Genomic DNA, 17,659 nt, shown 5'->3' with positions numbered 1-17,659 from the left:
AGGGGCAGCCGGCAAGCCATTCTGTTTAATAATTTGGTTATTACTCATAATGCACCACCTCAAAATTTAAAATTCATTGTGCCGTTATTTGTCAGATTGAAGTTCTTTTCTCCGTTTTGAATGACATTTATCTGATGTTGAATAACGGTCATTTTCGGGTCTTCTGTGGCGGCACCTGATGGCTTTTCGTCATCCACGACCTCCGCCTCTATGGGTTCAGCATCATCTTCTGGTGATGTTGAACTTTTTCTTTTTACAGCCGCTGCCGTTCGGATAATGCCCGCAAAAAGATCTGCAATTTCATCCCCCACGTTGCGAGCATTAATTTCCGGCAAATAAGGTTTAAATCTTTCACACAACTCTAACTGAGCCGATTCTCCAAATTCAAATATAAATGAAGCAAACTCTACCTGATCAAGATGAGGACTCATTGCTTTTGCTATCTCCGTGATTTGAGTAGTTCCGTTGGCGTAAGCCTTGTAAGAACTGTCGCTGTAATCATCAAGAATATCTCGACCATCGTCGGTCAGTATTGCATCAAACAGGCTGCGAACATATTTCTGGACACCACCCCTGCCGCCAATGACAGGGCGTGTCAATTCAACAAAATCTTTAAACGTCATGCCATGCTCCTCTCTCTGTCCAAGACCACCGAAGCCTACCAACGACTGCCGATGGCTGCCAACTCAATTTACTATAATGCAAATAGAAGCTGACACAAAAACAGCTTCTAAATCAGGGCAAATATCCGCGCATACAATTTCAATTTATATTATAACACACAAATATAAAATTTCTACTTATTTCACAGATTTTATTTCTGTACTTACAGAGATTAAATCGCAATTTCAAATTTTCCATTCCTTAACGCCAGATACCGCATTACCTGATCACTGATGGCTCAACGGTATCCGGCGGCACAACTCAATATCACAGCTGCCTTTTGAGCGGGTTAGCTGCAATCCGAAACGGAGAACTCCGTTTGGACTGCGGTTAGGTTTTTGCACCCTTTTTGCGGCAGCACCCAGAGTCCTCCGTTTCGAGAAATCGAAAATCGGAGGACTTTTTTATGAAAAGCAATGAAAATCAGAACACACCAATCATCTACTACCGTCCGCTACATCAGTGGATTGAGGTCACCCCTGAACAGAAGCGGGATTGGGAACGCTTCGTGGGCGCTGCCCGCAAGGCAAAGCAGAGAGCCGGAGCCTGCTGCATTCCATACAAGAAAAGCTACAAGTGCGACGGGCTGTGTGAAACCTGTGAATTCCGCTGTATCCCAAAGGATGCTGCTCAGCACCTCTCCATTGAAGTTGAGATGGAAAACGCCTATGAGAACGGCGTCTCCCGTACCAGCTTTCTTGCTGACGACAGGCCGACCACAGAAATCAACATCGACAGCATGCTTCTCAATCAGCTGCTTACCGAACTTAGAGGAACAGACCCGGAAAGCTATCAGATTCTTATGCTTCTTGCGGACGGGCAGTCCGAGCGGGCCAGCGCAGAGCGGCTGCATATGCCGCGGAACACCTTCGTGTATAAGCGCAACCAGCTTCTGAAACGGCTCAAGGAAAAATTCTAAAAAACTTTCGGCCAATCCCTCCTTTCCCGTCCAGATGGGTCTGTGAAAGGCAAAACAAAACGCCTTGAGAAAGGAGGGAACGCCGAGATGAGTTACAACGCAAACGATTATGGCACCCATGCGGACGAGGATGCCGTTGATGTCCTCACCGCCATCAGCGTGGTGTCAAGGAGACTGGCGCACAATCTCACAGCCGCACGCCAGCAAAGCCAATCAAAGGAAGGGGGAAAACAGGATGAGCCAAATGAGCGAATTGGCAGCAACTATCGAAGAACTCCGCAGTGCTGCCGCTGCAATTTCGGATGCCGCTGACTGGCTGTCAGAAAAGTTCAGTGGAAGGCCGCAGACAAAAGATGCTCCCGCTTCTCCTCCTGAACCTGAACTGACGCTGGAGCAGGTCAGAGCCGTACTTGCGGACAAATCCCGTGCGGGCTTCACCGCTCAGATTCGCTCTCTGCTCCAAAAACACGGTGCGGCGAAACTGTCGGAGATTGACCCTTCGCATTACGCCGACCTGCTCAAAGAGGCGGAGGGCTTGGAAAATGGGTAAACACGCCATTCTATCCGCTTCCAGTGCTAACCGTTGGCTCCACTGCCCGCCGTCCGCCAGACTCTGCGAGAGCTACGACGATAAGGGCAGTGACTACGCCGCCGAAGGCACCGACGCCCACGCACTGTGCGAGTACAAACTCCGGAAGGCGCTGGGCATGGAAGCGACCGACCCGACCGAAAATCTGAGCTGGTACAACTCTGAAATGGAAGAATGTGCCACTGGCTATGCGGCCTATGTGCTCGAACAGGTGGAAGCGGCAAAGCAGACCTGCGCCGACCCGATTGTTCTCATCGAACAGCGGGTGGATTTCTCCCGCTGGGTGCAGGACGGTTTCGGCACTGCCGACTGCATCATTATTGCTGACGGAGTTCTCAACATTGTGGACTACAAGCACGGTAAGGGTGTTGAGGTCAGCGCCGTGGATAATCCGCAGATGATGCTCTACGCCCTTGGCGCTCTGGAGATTTTCGACGGCATCTACGACATCAATACCATTCGCATGACAATTTACCAGCCGCGTAAATCAAACATCAGCGTATATGAAATGCAAAAATCCGACCTGCTTGGGTGGGCGGATACGGAACTAACCGAAAAGGCTCAGCTGGCCTATGGCGGTCAGGGAGAGTTTCACTGCGGCGAATGGTGCCGATTCTGTAAGGCGAAAGCCGAGTGCAGAGAACGCGCCGCTGTCAATCTGGAGCTCGCCCAGTATGAGTTTCAGTCTCCCGCTCTCCTTGATGATGATGAAATTGCAGATATACTCGGCAGGCTTGACGCCCTGACCGCCTGGGCGGCTGATGTGAAGGAATATGCACTTCAGCAGGCAGTCAGCGGTACGTCGTTCCCCGGCTGGAAACTGGTTGAAGGTCGCTCTAATCGCAGGTACACAAACGAAACAGCTGTTGCCAGTGCTGTTGAAAGCATAGGCATTGACCCCTATGAGCACAAAGTGCTGGGCGTCACCGCCATGCAGAAACGGCTCGGCAAATCCCGCTTTGAGGAACTTCTTGCACCTTACATTGAAAAGCCGCAGGGCAAGCCGACGCTCGTACGGTCGAGCGACAAACGGCTTGAATGGAACACCGCAAAAAATGATTTTATGGAGGAAAATGATTATGAATAACAGCACTATGAAGGTCAACAACCCGATGAAGGTCATCACCGGCCCCGATACCCGCTGGTCTTACGCCAACGTCTGGGAGCCGAAGTCTATCAATGGCGGCACGCCGAAATACAGCGTCAGCCTGATTATCCCCAAGTCCGACACCAAGACGCTCGCCAAAATCAAGGCGGCTATTGAGGCGGCATACCACGAGGGCGAAGCAAAGCTCAAGGGCAACGGTAAATCTGTGCCTCCGCTGGCGGTTCTCAAAACCCCGCTGCGCGACGGCGACACCGAACGCCCCGATGATGAAGCCTACGCCAACGCCTACTTCATCAACGCCAACGCGACCACTGCTCCCGGCATTGTGGACGCCGACCGCAATCCGATTCTGACCCGTTCGGAGGTTTACTCCGGCGTGTACGGCAGGGCAAGCATCAGTTTCTATGCTTTCAATTCCAATGGCAATAAAGGCATCGCCTGTGGGCTCAATAACCTGCAGAAAATCCGCGACGGGGAGCCTCTCGGCGGCAAGGCAAGCGCGGAGTCCGACTTTGCCACCGATGATGACGACGATTTTTTGAACTGAGAAAGGAAAGGTGAAAATACATGACAACCTTACAGACCGTTTTAGTTACCGCCCTTATCGCCATCTGGCTCTGCATCAGTGTCGGGTTTCTTGTCTCTGTGATTCAGAGCGCAATATATGACCGCAAGCGCGAAAAACGAGAGAAGGCGCAGGCAGCCCGCGACCTTGAATACCACGAAAAGCGCATGGCGGACTTTAAGTAAAACAGCAGGGACAAAGCGGCAGAGCTTGCTTTGCCGCCTTGTTTCTATTAAGGACGGTTGCTTATGAAATCACTCAGTATCGATATTGAAACATATTCCAGTGTAAACCTTGCCAAATCAGGTGTTTACCGCTATGTCGAAGCACCGGATTTTGAAATTCTGCTGTTCGGCTATAGCGTGGACGGTAGTGCGGTGCAGGTCATCGACCTTGCCTGCGGTGAGAAAATCCCTGCGGATATCCTCAACGCACTTACAGATGAAAGCGTGACAAAATGGGCGTTCAACGCCGGCTTTGAAAGAGTGTGCCTGTCGCGGTATATCGGTTTGCCGACCGGCGAGTATATTGCCCCTGCTTCGTGGCACTGCTCGATGGTATGGGCGGCGACGATGGGCTTGCCGCTTTCACTGGAGGGCGTCGGCGCGGTGCTGGGGCTGGAAAAGCAAAAGCTCACCGAGGGCAAAGAACTCATCAAGTATTTCTGCCAGCCCTGCGCTCCGACAAAAGCCAATGGAGAACGCACCCGCAACCTGCCGGCTCACGCGCCGGAAAAGTGGTCGGCGTTCAAAAAATATAACGCCCGCGACGTGGAAACGGAAATGTCCATTCAGGCGAGGCTCGCAAAGTATCCGGTACCGGACAGCACTTGGGAGGAATATCATCTCGACCAAAAAATCAACGACCGCGGCGTCTGCTTGGATATGGAACTGGTGCGGCAGGCCATTCAAATGGACGGGCATTCCCGCTCCGAATTGACTGCGGCCATGAAAAAGCTGACTGAGCTGGATAATCCAAACTCGGTACAGCAGATGAAGCAGTGGCTTGCGGAAAACGGCATGGAAACGGACACGCTCGGCAAAAAGGCTGTGGCGGAGCTTTTGAAAACTGCGCCGCCAGAGCTTGCCGAGGTACTTGCTCTCCGTCAGCAGCTTGCGAAATCCTCCGTGAAAAAGTATCAGGCGATGGAAAACGCCGTCTGCGCCGACGGTCGTGCTCGCGGAATGTTCCAGTTTTACGGAGCCAACCGAACCGGCCGCTGGGCGGGCAGGCTTATTCAAATGCAAAACCTGCCGCAGAACCATCTGGAAGATTTGGCGGAAGCCCGCGCTCTTGTGCGATGCGGCGAATTCGATGCGCTAAAAATGCTCTACGAGGATGTGCCGGATACCCTTTCCCAGCTGATACGCACGGCATTCGTACCGCAGGAAAATCGAAAATTCATTGTGGCGGACTTCTCCGCGATTGAAGCCAGAGTCATTGCGTGGCTTGCCGGCGAGCAGTGGCGGCAGGACGTTTTCGCCAAAGGCGGCGACATCTACTGCGCTTCGGCGTCTCAGATGTTTAAGGTGCCTGTTGAGAAGCACGGCATCAACGGTCACCTGCGGCAAAAGGGCAAAATTGCAGAGCTGGCGCTGGGCTACGGTGGCAGCGTCGGTGCGCTCAAGGCTATGGGCGCTTTGGAGATGGGCCTTCAGGAGGATGAGCTTCCCGCTCTGGTTTCCGCATGGCGGCAATCCAATCCCCACATTGTGAAATTCTGGTGGGCGGTTGACCGTGCTGTGATGGACGCCGTTATCCGTAAAACCACCACGAAAACACACGGCATCGTATTCTCCGCCAGAAATGGAATGCTGTTTGTCACCCTGCCGTCTGGCAGGAGCCTTGCCTATGTGAAACCTCGCATCGGTGAAAACAAGTTCGGCGGCGACTGTATTACCTATGAAGGCATCGGCGGCACAAAGAAATGGGAACGGCTGGATTCCTACGGGCCAAAGCTCGTGGAAAACATCGTCCAAGCGACCTCCCGCGATATCCTCTGCTACGCCATGCAGGCCCTTCGCCGCTGTGATATTGTCATGCACATCCATGACGAACTGGTCATCGAAGCTGATACGAGTGTTTCTTTGCAAGCCATCTGCGAACAAATGAGCCGAACGCCGCCGTGGGCAAAGGGGCTGCTGCTCCGCGCTGATGGATACGAAACGGATTTCTATAAAAAAGATTGAGATGTTTTGTACGATGGGCTTCCCTTTTTCCAGTGGGTATTAGAGATGAACAAGAAGCCCGTCGTGAAAGGAGTTTCTAAATGAGTATAAACAAGTTTAACAGCGAGGGCTATTACGACCCGACCACCTATGAAGCCCTGTCTCTGATTGAAAAGGAGGAACGCGCACTGCGGGCTTTTCGGCCGATTGTCTACATATGCTCTCCGTTTTCTGGGGCTGTGGACGAGAATATTGCGGCGGCGCAGCGCTACAGCCGTTTTGCCGTGGACAATGGCTGCATACCCGTCGCGCCACACCTGTTGTTTCCGCAATTTCTTGATGACAACAATCCCACGGAACGCCAGCTTGGGCTATTCTTCGGCACCGCCATCATGAGCAAATGCGCCGAGGTGTGGGTATTTGGCAGCACCATCTCAGCCGGTATGGAGGCTGAAATCAAGCGTGCCAAGTGGAAAGATTACCGCTTGCGCTATTTTACAGAAAACTGCAAGGAGGTAACCGATTATGCGTGAATTAAACATCGCCTACGGCAACAACCGGCAGGCAAAGAGATGGGTAAACAAGACCATAAGGTTTGACGATTTGAAGGAACGGCTCAAAGTGACCATCCGCACCACCGAGTCCGCTGAGGAATATGCGAAGATGAGCCGCGCCCAGCGTGACACCGCCAAAGACCACGGCGGCTTTGTGGCTGGCGTGCTGAAGGGCGGCAGACGAAAGGTCGATACCGTGGAGAGCCGCTCGATGGCGGCGCTTGACGGCGACCGCATTGATAAAGCTTTCCTTAATGATTACGAAACAATCTGCCCTTATACATCCGCACTGTACACCACCCACAGCAGCACGGAGGAAAATCCCCGTGTCCGGCTGGTGTTCCCGCTGACCAGGGATGTGACACCGGAAGAGTTTGTGGCGGTATCCCGCTACCTCGCTCAGATGCTGGGCATCGACTATTTTGACGAATGCTCCTACCAGCCCAATCAGCTGATGTACTGGCCTTCCACGCCGGCTAACGGCTCCTTTGTGTATAAAGAGACGAACAGCGGCTGGCTTGACCCCGATGCGATCCTCGCAAAGCATCCGGAATGGATTGACCCCACAAGACTGCCCACCTCTTCCAGAGAAAGCAAGGCGAATGCCATCACCCGGCAGAAGGTGCAGGATCCTCTGACAAAGGAAGGTGTTGTAGGGCTGTTCAACCGCGCCTATTATCCCATCGCAAAGGCACTGGAGGTATTCCTATCCGATGTATATGAGCCGACCGATAACGAGAACCGCTGGCATTTGATTGAATCCAGCAGTATGGCCGGTGTGGAGATCAAGGAGGAGAAGTTCGTCTACAGCCACCATGCCAAGGACCCTGCATACCTCAAGCTGTGTAACGCATTTGATATCGTCCGCATTCATAAATTCGGCGATTTAGAGGAAAAGGCGGCTTACAAGGCAATGTGCAACTTCGCCATGCAGCAGGATGAAGTGAAGCTGCTGGCGGCAAGCGAAAAAATGGCGGATGCCGAGACGGATTTCTCCGGCAGCGAGGATACCGACTGGCAGAAGCGTTTTCAGTACGAACCTCGCTCCACGGTGCTGAAGAACAATCTCCACAACATCACGCTGATCCTCCAGAACGACCCGCAGCTCCAGAATATCGTATTCAACCAACAGTTGGACGGCATGGAGATTAAAGGCCCTGTCCCATGGCAGCATCCGTCTAAATATTGGCGGGATGCCGACGATGCCCAGCTGATCAGCTATGTGGATTCTCATTACGGTACATTTTCACAGCGCAACTACCAAATTGCCGTAACCAAGGTGGCGGACGACCGCTCCTATCATCCCATTCGGGAGTATCTGGCGGCTTTGCCGGAGTGGGACGGCATTTCCCGTGTGGATACGCTTCTTATCGACTATCTGGGCGCACAAGACAACACCTATGTCCGCGCCGTAACGCGCAAGACTCTGTGTGCCGCCGTGCGCCGTGTGCAGGAGCCGGGCGTGAAGTTCGATACCATGCTGGTCTTGAACGGTCCTCAGGGCATCGGCAAGTCTACCCTTATCTCCCGCCTTGCCGGCGAGTGGTTCTCTGACAGTTTGAATCTGAGCGATACCAAGGACAAGACCGCCGCCGAGAAGCTACAAGGCTATTGGATTCTGGAGATCGGCGAGCTGGCAGGTCTGCGCAAAGCGGAAGTGGAGACGCTGCGTTCCTTCCTTTCCCGGCAGAACGATATCTACCGCGCCGCATTCGGCAGACGGGCGACGCCGCATCCGAGGCAGTGCATTTTCTTCGGCACTACCAACGCTGAATCCGGATATCTGCGGGACACCACTGGCAACCGCCGGTTCTGGCCTGTCAAAACGCCGGGCGGCGGCGCAAAGCACTCCTGGGAACTCACCGATGAGGATATCCGCCAGATCTGGGCGGAGGTGCTGGTGCTTGTAAAGGACGGCGAAAAGCTGCATCTCGCTCCCGAAATGGAGACACTCGCCAAGGAAGAACAGCGGGAGGCTCTGGAATCCGATGAACGGGAAGGCTTAGTGCGCGAGTATCTTGAAACCCTTCTGCCGGAGGATTGGGAGAGTATGGATATTTTTGACCGCCGGTCCTTCCTCGCCGGAGTGAATAATATCGGCCGTGTGGGCACGGTCGCCAGAACACGGGTCTGCAACATGGAAATCTGGTGTGAGCTTTTCGGGAAGGATCAGGGCAGCCTTGGCCGTGCCGAATCCAACAACCTCACAGCCATGCTGACCAAACTCGGCTGGGTGCGCAAGGAGAAAAAGGAGCGCGTCAAGCCATACGGAGCGCAGTTCGTCTTTGTTCCCGGCGATGTTCCTGACTGATTTTTCGGGAACGGTGCGAATCAGGAACAGTTCCCGACTTCCGGCAGTGTTCCCAGGTGAGACTCCGGGAACGCCGTCAGGAACACACCGAATGTGCCGCCGCAAGGCAGCTTTACAGGCTCTGTTCCTGTGTTCCTGAAAAAGCATATAAATTGGAAATGTATAAAAAAGACTATACAGAACCCGTAAATCACGCATACGCACGCGCGTAAGGATTTTCAGGTTTTTAAGAACACGGAGGTAAATCAAAATGTCAATGTATGAAATAGACAGTGCATATGTCCGCAGGTGTCAGAAGCGGCTTCAGGAATGGGGGGCGCCTCTCTCCGGCTGGTATTGTGACTACATTTACGATGTGGCCGAGGAAGAGGAGGATGCAGACCACATTGAACTGTTCACCTGTGAACTCTGCGATTGTGCGCAAGTACGATTTGTTCATGTGATGAGCCATGATGAGTATTTTGAACCTGTTGCAGTCGGCTGTATCTGCGCCGGAATTATGGAGGGCGATATCCTCGCCGCCAGAGAGCGTGAGCGGCTGATGAAAAACCGAGCCAAACGGAAGCGCAGCTTTCCACGTCGTCAGTGGACTAAGAACTGGTGTGGAAACTATCAGCTGACTTATCAGGGCAGAAAGGTGTTTATCAACAACAAGGGCAGCAATCGCTACAGCGTATGTGTAGATGGCAAGACCGCCTGGAGTTACAAGGGTAAACCTCTCGACAATTTTGTTTCTGCCGCCTATGCCGCTTTTGAATTGGCCGACCCCATAGAAAGGATACGCCCATGAGAGAAAAAGAAATTGAAAAGAAGCTGATTCTGGCGGTCAAACAGGCTGGCGGAATCGCGCCGAAGTTCACCTCACCCGGTTTCGATGGTATGCCAGACCGCATTGTACTTTTACCGGGCGGTCATATCGGCTTTGTGGAAGTCAAGGCTCCCGGAGAAAAGCCGCGTCCGTTACAGCTGGCAAGGCATGAGATGTTAAGGCGATTAGGATTTCAAGTTTATCTCCTTGACAGTATCGAGCAGATCGGAGGTGTGATTGATGAAATACTCTCCACATGATTATCAGAAATATGCCGCCGACTTCATTGAGAAGAATCCCATCACCGCAATACTGCTGGATATGGGTATGGGCAAGAGCGTCATTACGCTGACGGCAATCAATCAGCTGATGTATGAGCTGTTCGAGGTGCAGAAGGTTCTGATCATCGCGCCTCTCAAGGTAGCGAAGAACACATGGCCTGCGGAAATCGAAAAGTGGGATCACCTGAAAGGGCTGACGTATTCGGTCGCGGTGGGAACTCCCGCAGAAAGGCTGGCGGCTCTGAACGCCGGAGCGAATATTACGATTATCAACCGTGAAAATATTCCATGGTTAATCGAGGACAGCGGCATTCCCTTTGACTTTGACATGATTGTAATTGACGAGCTGTCCTCCTTCAAGAACCACAAGGCAAAGCGTTTCAAGGCACTCATGAAGGCAAGACCAAAGGTAAAACGTATCGTTGGCTTGACCGGCACACCCTCCAGCAATGGACTGATGGATTTATTCGCGGAGTTTAAACTGCTGGATATGGGAAAACGCCTCGGCAGATTTATCGGGCAGTACCGTTACACTTATTTCACTCCTGACAGGATGAACGGTCCCATCGTCTACTCTTACCGACTTCTTCCGGGAGCCGAGGACGAGATTTACAGGAAAATATCCGACATCACCATTTCCATGAAATGTACCGACCACCTGACGATGCCAGAGAAAATCGAGACGCAGGTTGAAGCGGTGATGTCGGACGCCGAGACTGCCAGATACGAAAAGATGAAGAAGGAACTGGTGCTGAACCTGGACGGTGAGGAAATAACCGCCGCAAACGCCGCTTCTCTTTCGGGAAAGCTCTGCCAGATGGCAAACGGTGCAATCTATGCCGATGATGAGAGCATTCTGGAGATACACCAAAGAAAGCTGGACGCCCTGGAGGACATCATCGAAGCCGCAAACGGCAAACCGCTTCTTGTGGCCTACTGGTTCAAGCATGACCTGATCCGTATTTCGGAAAGGCTGCACAAGCTGCATATCCCGTTCTCCCGGCTGGATGACACCGCAAGTATCCGCAGATGGAACAATGGCGAGTTTCCAGTGGCGCTGATTCACCCGGCATCGGCGGGACATGGGCTGAATCTCCAGAGCGGCGGTTCGGCCATCGTGTGGTTCGGGCTGACCTGGAGTCTGGAACTTTATCAGCAGACCAACGCCCGTCTCTGGCGGCAGGGACAGACCGCAAAAACCGTGGTGGTACAGCACATCGTTGCCAAAGGCACGATTGACGAGCGGATTGTGAAAACTCTCTCCCAGAAGGAGCATACCCAGACGGCACTGATCGACGCTGTGAAAGCGGATTTGAAAATCTGAGACAATCTAAGAAAATCCGTGCCAATCCGAGAATCAAAATTTCGGAGGTACGAATATGAGCGACATTACAAATTATGAGAACCTGGCGAACGCCATCATTCTCCATGCGGTGAAGGATTACCGGACGGCTTTGAAATGTCTCAAAGCAAATCCGAGAAACAAATCCGCTCTGGCGGACAAAGGCGAAATAGAGAGATTTTTTCGTTCAAGCTGGTTTTCGGTACTTACAAGTGTAGACGGTGAGATGCTGATCCGCTCCCTGCAGAAGGAGGCGGACGCATGACCGCAAAAGAATATCTGAACCAGGCGCGGCACCTGGACGCACTCATCAACTGCCGCCTGCGTGAGATTGACTACTGGAGGGAACTATCGAGCGGCATCTCAGGCAGCAATTTTGAACCCCATTACAATCCAAACCGTCCGACAGAGGCACCTTTCGTCCGATGCCTTGAGAAAATCGATGCAATCCAAAGGGATGTAGCGGAAAAGGTGGCGTATCTGGTGTGTCTCAAGGAAACCATCAACACGGCAATTGACAGGCTCACCAGCCGTGAGGAGCAGCTGGTACTCCGTTACCGCTACCTGGACAACTGCTCTTGGGAGGAGATATCACGGATGCTGAACGTGTCGCTTCGCACGGTACACCGCATACACGGGTCGGCTTTGCAGAATTTTATTGTCCCGGATTGAAAGTTGGCACGGTTTGACACAGTATGGCACACCCGTCCTGTGATATCATTACAATAGCGAAGCAGAATACAGAACGGCCTTCATGGGAGCAATCCTGTGAGGGCTTTTTGTATGTCCGAAGGAGGTGGCGCAGTGCCAAGAAAACCAAAGCGTCCATGCTCCTACCCCGGCTGTCCCAACCTCACGGACGGGCAGTACTGCGAGGAGCATCAGCGGCTTGCCGCACAGCAGTACAACAAATACACACGCAGTCCCGACACAAACAAAAAGTACGGCAGAGCTTGGAAGCGGATCCGCGACCGCTACGCCGCGGCGCATCCGCTGTGCGAGCGGTGCCAGAAGGAAGGACGGCTGACACCTGTGGAAGAGGTGCATCACATTCTGCCCGTCTCTCAAGGCGGTGACCACAGGGAAAGCAACCTTATGAGCCTCTGCCAGTCCTGCCACACAAAAATTCATCTTGAAATGGGTGACAGACACACACATGGGTGATTAGGTTTGTAGCAAAATGTGGTACAGACCAAAACATATACGGTTGAAGCCAAAATATATACACTTTGCACCGCCCGGCGGGGTGAAGTGTACCCCGTTGTTCGGACAAAATAATCAAACTTGAAATCCGAAAGCTGAATCCGTGATATAATGTTCCTGCTTTACTGACAGACAGGATAGGGCAACGCTGGAGAGCGACCCGAGCGGGCTGTCAGGTTTGCGGGGAAGGCGGAGCTTTGGCTTCGTCTTTTTCTTTGCCTTTCCCGGAAACAAAAGCGTTAAACTCCGGGGGGTTGGGGGCAGCGCCCCCAAATGTATCCAACGGATAAATTCCCGTCATGACAAACTTGTAGTACTCACACGGCGAGAGCTTGGCAAGGCTCCATTGATACCGGTCGTTGTTATAATACTCAATCCAAGCGTAAACACGTTCAGCAATTACTGCATGTCCATAAGATCCAACCGGTGGCAGTTCATCCTTCATGTGTCCAAATAGGCTTTCCTGCGGTGCATTGTCCCAACAATTTCCTCTGCGGGACATGGATTGACGGAGGTTGTAATCATTCAGAATGGCAACGAATTTAGAACTGGTGTATTGGCATCCTTGATCTGAATGGATCAGGGCGTCCGTGTGAAGTTCAGACCCATGCTTTTCCATCAGTTGATTTACGGTGTCCAAGACGAAATCTGTATCACAGGAGTTACTGCAGGTACAGGCCAAAACTTCTTTTGTGAATGCGTCCATGATCACACAGACGTATGAATAATAGTAAGCTCGTTGGCTGCTATCTCGGTGTACCGGTCTCGGAATATATGTAATGTCCGTCAGCAGAACAGTGCGCGGTCCAAATGACTTAAACTGTCTGTTTAGTATGTTCGGAGCTGTCCTGTTTTCCTGTAGACGCTTGCCGAGCTTGCGGTACGGATTTACCTTTCGTACCGGACATACGAGGTGATACTTTTTCATCAGTCTGCGAATCTTCTTTGTGTTCATAAGCACCGGGGGATCCTGATGCCGCAGTCTCATGTGTATACCGCGTGCGCCTTTTGAATATCCGCGGAAATTGTATGCAGCCACAATGAGGTCAAAGTCTCTTTGATCGGCCTCATCGGATGCTGTCCGCTCGGTCTGATGTCCACGCCAGTAATAAAATCCCGAACGAGATACGCCTGCTATTTCACAAAGATAAGAAATATTCAGAAGATTGTCATCCTGGCTAATGGTTTCATTTATGATGCGGTAGCGGACTTCTGGGGAACCATTCATATACATGGCTATTTCCCTTTCTTCTCCGCAAATATAATTTTTTTTATAAACTCAATCTCTTGGGACATGTAGGCAACCTTCGCAGCGAGATGGTTTATTTCTGACTCGCTCATCAATGGAGGATGCCCTTTGTTTGCCCTACGAGGCGGCGCTGGCAGTGGAGGTGCATCCTCGTTGTCATCCGGATAAGGATCATTTCCTTCGGTAAACTCGAGGCCACGTCCTTTTGCTTGCCGCAGAAGCTTAAAAAAGCCGAGAATGCGTGCACGTCCTAATGTCTCCGGGTTGAGGCCGACCTCAGAAAAAATCTGTATCGGATCGACCCCATCGCAGTACCGTTGCCAAGCTGCATCTTTAAAAGCTTTTGTGTATGACACTGTTTTGCTTGAGACATATGCCACATGAGGCGAGTCCGTGAGTTCCTTGAGTTGTTCTGCAGAGAACGCAGCATGCTCATATGTGCCGTCAGGATTCTTTTTCTTACGGCCTGCACCAGGACGTGAACCCCCACGATTACTGCTGTTTGCCATTGATAATTCCTCCTTTTGCAGAGAGAAATGATTTCAAATACAGATATTATAGCATTATCTGTCCGGTCTGTGGATGCAAACTATATTATCTGTCCGAAAACTTGATTTCCAACTCTGCGATTTGTGTGATGATTTTGATTTCACACTCTCGAATTTCAATCAATGACTGTCCAAATTTCGGGGTACGGATCAGGGGCGGTCAAAATCATGAAACACTCCTTCAGCGGAAAGCGCCGTCCCCTCACGCGCGCGAAAAAAGCGTATTCAAAAGGGTAATAAAAGAAGGCGGTGAGAAATATGCCGACGAAATCGAATAATACCGGCGGCCGCGGCGGCAGACGTTCGGGTGCTGGACGCAAAAAATCTGCAGTATCCGAGAAAGCCGCGAACGGAAATCCGGGCGGCAGACCGCTTGAGGTACTGGATATTCCGGAGATGGAAGGTGCTGACATGCCGACGCCACATGACTTCCTTTCTGCCAAGCAGCATGACGGTTCGACACTCGAAGCCGGTGAAATCTACCGGGAAACCTGGGAGTGGCTCCAAAAAATCGGTATCGCGCAGAAAGTTTCGCCGCAGCTCTTGGAACGCTACGCGATGTGCTCCGCAAGATGGATTCAGTGTGAAGAGATGACGACAAGGCTCGGATACCTTTCGAAGCATCCGACAACCGGCAAGCCTATTCCCTCTCCCTTCATAAACATCGGCATCAATTATATGAATCAGGCCAACCGCTTGTGGGATGAAATCTTCCAGATTGTGAAGGAGAACTGCTCAACAGAATACGGCGGCCTCAATCCGCAGGATGACGTCATGGAACGGCTGCTCCGCGCCAGAAAGGGAATATAAATGGATACAACCAAATTTGAGCAGGTACCGATCGATAAACTGGTGCCCTATGCCCGGAATGCGAGGACGCATTCAAAAGAACAGATTGCGCAGCTGAGAGCCAGCCTTCGGGAGTTCGGTTTTGTCTCTCCCGCCGTCATCGACAGCAAATACAACATCTTGGTCGGCCACGGCAGAGTGCAGGCGGCACGTGAGGAAGGCTATACCACCGTTCCCTGTGTCTTTGCCGAAAACCTGACGGATGCTCAGAAACGGGCCTATATCCTCGCGGATAACCAGCTCGCACTGGGCGCCGGATGGGACGAAGAGATGCTCTCCGTTGAACTGTCCGACCTGCAGGATGAGTCCTTTGACATTTCACTTCTCGGTTTCGACAGCGATGAGCTCGAAAAGCTGATGAACGACGACTCCGGAAAAAACGTCGAGGACGATGACTTCAATCTTTCCGCTGCACTTGAGAAAGCGTCATTTGTGGAACGCGGCGACATCTGGACAGTTGGAAAACATCACCTCATGTGTGGTGATGCTACTTCGGCGGATGACGTGAACACGCTCATGGGCAACAAGAGGGCCAACCTCATCGTAACCGACCCGCCTTACGGAGTTTCCTTCAAAGCCTCGGACGGCCTCACGATAGAAAACGACAGCCTGAAGGGCGAGGAATTTTATAACTTTCTACTCTCTTCTTTCAAGAACATGGCTGACCATCTCGAAAAAGGCGGCGCGGCTTATGTGTTCCATGCGGACACGGAAGGCCTGAACTTCCGGAAGGCCTTCATCGACGCAGGCTTTCATCTCGCGGGTGTCTGCATCTGGGTAAAGAACAGTCTCGTACTCGGCCGCTCCGACTATCAATGGCAGCACGAGCCGATTTTGTATGGCTTTCTGCAGAATGGAAAACACCCGTGGTACGCTGACAGGAAGCAGACGACCATCTGGAATTACGATAAACCAAAACGAAATAAAGATCACCCGACTTCCAAACCGCTCGACCTCCTTGGCTATCCGATCCAGAATTCCAGCCAGGAGAACGCTGTCATCCTCGATACTTTCGGCGGTTCCGGTTCCACGCTCATGGCCTGTGAAAAGTTAAATCGGATTTGTTACATGATGGAACTTGACCCGAAGTATGCCTCCGTTATCCTCCGCCGGTATGTAGAGGATACGAATGATGCATGGGATGTGCATGTAGAAAGAAATGGCGAGAAGATTCCCTATTCCAACCTCGTAAAAGACGTTGAAATCGAGAGTGTATAGCACACAAATTTCATCCCGATAATTCGGCGATATTCTACAGCACAAAATTTCCCAAATTGCTTGATAAATAAGGCCTTCTGAGTGATAGATGTACATACCAAAACGAAGGAGGCAAATACCAATGAAAATAGATTACAACGTAACAGGAAAAGACAGGAAGTCCTTAGTCAATGCCATCGCAGCAATCACAGAAGGAAAGGCAGAATACCTCGGTATGCCGACAGCGGCCTACAAAGTCGGCTGCTTCACAGTCGACCGGAACGGAACACTGGAGTTCGGCAACAGAACAGACAGCAAAGGAACCGAGGACCTTATCAAAGAGCTTGACAAGCGCGGCTTCACTGCCAAAGTTGGGGAAACGTCCGGAGAAGAGTCTGAAACGGCGGATGGCGCCGGACAGGGCGAAAACATGGGCCTTACGATTTCGGTTCCACTGGCGGCGGTCTCAACCGGCAACCTGACGAACCTGCTCAAGGCGAAAGGTGCGCTTATCAAGAAGGCACTTGGAATTGACGACATGCCGATTGAAATCGGTGAGAATAAAGTTTCATTCCCATGGTTTCCGGAAATGCCGGGATCGGATGCATCCAAAGCATACACTCATTTCATTGCCGCCCTCTGCAAACTCTCGAAAGACCAAAAACGGGTAAGCAGTACCGAGCACCCGGCCGACAATGAGAAATACGCATTCCGCTGCTTCCTTCTGCGGCTCGGATTCATAGGACCAGAATACAAGCAGGAGAGAAAGATTCTGCTGAAGAACCTGACAGGAAATTCGAGTTTCAGGAACGGGGCGAAAAAAGAGGCCACTGACGATGAAATTTCCGAATAAAGAAACGGCTGAAAAGGTGAAGCGGCAGTTTCCAGTGGGATGCCGCGTGGAACTCCTTCGGATGGACGATGCTCAGGCACCGCCCATCGGCATCAGAGGAATAGTCACTGGAGTCGACGACACCGGCTCCCTTCTCGTAAACTGGGATAATGGCTCCAGCCTCAATGTAATTTACGGCATCGACATCGTGCGGAAGGTGGTGGATTCCGATGACTGAGAAAATTAAGGAACAGATTCTCGCGATTCAGAACACCGGCCTTACAAATATGTTCGACGTAAACGCCGTCCAGCGCCTTGCCTACAAACGTGATTTCTATGAGCTGGTGTTTTTCCTTGAGGAACACCGCAAGGAATATGTGCATTTCATTCTCACAAGCGAAGCGTAAACTACACAATTTTACCGTTCCTAAAAGGCTTGACTTCTCGCATAGAATTCTCCGGAATCCACTTGC

General features: G+C 51.8%; 23 protein-coding genes. 20 read left to right on the top strand and 3 right to left on the bottom strand.

Annotated elements, in window-relative coordinates; all coding sequences use genetic code 11:
* Window positions 1–59 precede the first annotated feature (59 nt).
* On the bottom strand, window positions 60–623 hold the full coding sequence (locus GJQ69_RS01135; protein WP_174192736.1) for a hypothetical protein: 564 nt from the start codon (window positions 621–623) through the stop codon (window positions 60–62).
* 446 nt (window positions 624–1,069) lie between these two features.
* Here GJQ69_RS01135 and GJQ69_RS01130 point away from each other — a divergent pair, with 446 nt between their 5' ends.
* From GJQ69_RS01130 to GJQ69_RS01060, 15 genes are all read left to right on the top strand, one after another.
* Complete coding sequence (locus GJQ69_RS01130; RefSeq protein WP_174192734.1) at window positions 1,070–1,582, top strand: hypothetical protein; 513 nt, start codon at window positions 1,070–1,072, stop codon at window positions 1,580–1,582.
* Between the two features lie 87 nt (window positions 1,583–1,669).
* The gene (locus GJQ69_RS01125) at window positions 1,670–1,894 is read left to right on the top strand and encodes a hypothetical protein (RefSeq protein ID WP_174192733.1); all 225 of its coding nucleotides are present in this window, start codon (window positions 1,670–1,672) and stop codon (window positions 1,892–1,894) included.
* Window positions 1,818–2,132, top strand: coding sequence for a DNA ligase (locus GJQ69_RS01120; RefSeq protein ID WP_174192731.1), 315 nt, complete (start codon window positions 1,818–1,820; stop codon window positions 2,130–2,132). The genes GJQ69_RS01125 and GJQ69_RS01120 overlap by 77 nt, the downstream gene beginning before the upstream one ends.
* Entirely contained in the window at window positions 2,125–3,258 is a 1,134-nt protein-coding gene (locus GJQ69_RS01115; protein ID WP_174192729.1) for a DUF2800 domain-containing protein, read from the top strand. Before GJQ69_RS01120 ends, GJQ69_RS01115 begins: the two co-directional genes overlap by 8 nt.
* Entirely contained in the window at window positions 3,251–3,826 is a 576-nt protein-coding gene (locus tag GJQ69_RS01110; RefSeq protein ID WP_174192727.1) for a DUF2815 family protein, read from the top strand. The genes GJQ69_RS01115 and GJQ69_RS01110 overlap by 8 nt, the downstream gene beginning before the upstream one ends.
* A gap of 20 nt (window positions 3,827–3,846) precedes the next feature.
* Window positions 3,847–4,029 (top strand): hypothetical protein, encoded by a 183-nt coding sequence (locus tag GJQ69_RS01105; protein ID WP_174192725.1) that lies wholly within the window; start codon window positions 3,847–3,849, stop codon window positions 4,027–4,029.
* A 63-nt stretch (window positions 4,030–4,092) separates the two neighbouring features.
* On the top strand, window positions 4,093–6,033 hold the full coding sequence (locus tag GJQ69_RS01100; RefSeq protein WP_174192723.1) for a DNA polymerase: 1,941 nt from the start codon (window positions 4,093–4,095) through the stop codon (window positions 6,031–6,033).
* Between the two features lie 80 nt (window positions 6,034–6,113).
* The gene (locus tag GJQ69_RS01095) at window positions 6,114–6,545 is read left to right on the top strand and encodes a DUF7768 domain-containing protein (RefSeq protein ID WP_174192721.1); all 432 of its coding nucleotides are present in this window, start codon (window positions 6,114–6,116) and stop codon (window positions 6,543–6,545) included.
* Window positions 6,538–8,877, top strand: a complete 2,340-nt coding sequence (locus tag GJQ69_RS01090; RefSeq protein WP_236849703.1) for a virulence-associated E family protein — start codon at window positions 6,538–6,540, stop codon at window positions 8,875–8,877. The genes GJQ69_RS01095 and GJQ69_RS01090 overlap by 8 nt, the downstream gene beginning before the upstream one ends.
* A 250-nt stretch (window positions 8,878–9,127) precedes the next feature.
* Window positions 9,128–9,667 carry a hypothetical protein gene (locus GJQ69_RS01085; protein WP_236849702.1) on the top strand — a complete coding sequence of 180 codons (540 nt, stop codon included), beginning with the start codon at window positions 9,128–9,130 and terminating at the stop codon, window positions 9,665–9,667.
* Entirely contained in the window at window positions 9,664–9,945 is a 282-nt protein-coding gene (locus tag GJQ69_RS01080) for a PDDEXK family nuclease (RefSeq protein ID WP_174192719.1), read from the top strand. The genes GJQ69_RS01085 and GJQ69_RS01080 overlap by 4 nt, the downstream gene beginning before the upstream one ends.
* Window positions 9,926–11,290 carry a DEAD/DEAH box helicase gene (locus tag GJQ69_RS01075; RefSeq protein ID WP_174192717.1) on the top strand — a complete coding sequence of 455 codons (1,365 nt, stop codon included), beginning with the start codon at window positions 9,926–9,928 and terminating at the stop codon, window positions 11,288–11,290. The genes GJQ69_RS01080 and GJQ69_RS01075 overlap by 20 nt, the downstream gene beginning before the upstream one ends.
* Window positions 11,291–11,345: 55 nt before the next feature.
* Complete coding sequence (locus GJQ69_RS01070; protein WP_174192716.1) at window positions 11,346–11,573, top strand: hypothetical protein; 228 nt, start codon at window positions 11,346–11,348, stop codon at window positions 11,571–11,573.
* On the top strand, window positions 11,570–11,980 hold the full coding sequence (locus tag GJQ69_RS01065) for a sigma factor-like helix-turn-helix DNA-binding protein (RefSeq protein WP_174192714.1): 411 nt from the start codon (window positions 11,570–11,572) through the stop codon (window positions 11,978–11,980). The genes GJQ69_RS01070 and GJQ69_RS01065 overlap by 4 nt, the downstream gene beginning before the upstream one ends.
* 132 nt (window positions 11,981–12,112) lie before the next feature.
* Window positions 12,113–12,472 carry an HNH endonuclease gene (locus tag GJQ69_RS01060; protein ID WP_174192712.1) on the top strand — a complete coding sequence of 120 codons (360 nt, stop codon included), beginning with the start codon at window positions 12,113–12,115 and terminating at the stop codon, window positions 12,470–12,472.
* A gap of 211 nt (window positions 12,473–12,683) precedes the next feature.
* Here GJQ69_RS01060 and GJQ69_RS01055 read toward each other — a convergent pair whose 3' ends face one another.
* Together GJQ69_RS01055 and GJQ69_RS01050 are read right to left on the bottom strand one after the other, a co-directional pair.
* A complete protein-coding gene (locus GJQ69_RS01055; RefSeq protein ID WP_174192710.1) occupies window positions 12,684–13,745 on the bottom strand; it encodes an IS3 family transposase in 1,062 nt (353 codons plus the stop codon).
* A 2-nt stretch (window positions 13,746–13,747) separates the two neighbouring features.
* Window positions 13,748–14,269 carry an HTH domain-containing protein gene (locus tag GJQ69_RS01050; RefSeq protein WP_174192708.1) on the bottom strand — a complete coding sequence of 174 codons (522 nt, stop codon included), beginning with the start codon at window positions 14,267–14,269 and terminating at the stop codon, window positions 13,748–13,750.
* A gap of 297 nt (window positions 14,270–14,566) precedes the next feature.
* On the opposite strand from GJQ69_RS01050, the gene GJQ69_RS01045 reads away from it, so the two are divergent.
* The 5 genes from GJQ69_RS01045 to GJQ69_RS01025 all read left to right on the top strand — a co-directional run bounded on the left by GJQ69_RS01045 (window position 14,567) and on the right by GJQ69_RS01025 (window position 17,593).
* Complete coding sequence (locus GJQ69_RS01045; protein ID WP_174192706.1) at window positions 14,567–15,118, top strand: P27 family phage terminase small subunit; 552 nt, start codon at window positions 14,567–14,569, stop codon at window positions 15,116–15,118.
* Complete coding sequence (locus tag GJQ69_RS01040) at window positions 15,119–16,375, top strand: site-specific DNA-methyltransferase (RefSeq protein WP_174192704.1); 1,257 nt, start codon at window positions 15,119–15,121, stop codon at window positions 16,373–16,375. It begins immediately after the preceding gene.
* Window positions 16,376–16,496: 121 nt separating this feature from the next.
* A complete protein-coding gene (locus GJQ69_RS01035) occupies window positions 16,497–17,207 on the top strand; it encodes a virulence protein (protein ID WP_174192702.1) in 711 nt (236 codons plus the stop codon).
* On the top strand, window positions 17,191–17,424 hold the full coding sequence (locus GJQ69_RS01030; RefSeq protein WP_174192700.1) for a DUF4314 domain-containing protein: 234 nt from the start codon (window positions 17,191–17,193) through the stop codon (window positions 17,422–17,424). Before GJQ69_RS01035 ends, GJQ69_RS01030 begins: the two co-directional genes overlap by 17 nt.
* Window positions 17,417–17,593 carry a DUF5049 domain-containing protein gene (locus tag GJQ69_RS01025; protein WP_174192698.1) on the top strand — a complete coding sequence of 59 codons (177 nt, stop codon included), beginning with the start codon at window positions 17,417–17,419 and terminating at the stop codon, window positions 17,591–17,593. Before GJQ69_RS01030 ends, GJQ69_RS01025 begins: the two co-directional genes overlap by 8 nt.
* The last annotated feature ends 66 nt before the right edge of the window (window positions 17,594–17,659 follow it).

This window comes from Caproicibacterium lactatifermentans (assembly GCF_013315815.1).
Classification (GTDB): domain Bacteria; phylum Bacillota; class Clostridia; order Oscillospirales; family Acutalibacteraceae; genus Caproicibacterium; species Caproicibacterium lactatifermentans.
The sequence above is the reverse complement of the archived record's forward strand: the minus strand, read 5'-3'. Positions and strand labels throughout refer to the sequence as shown.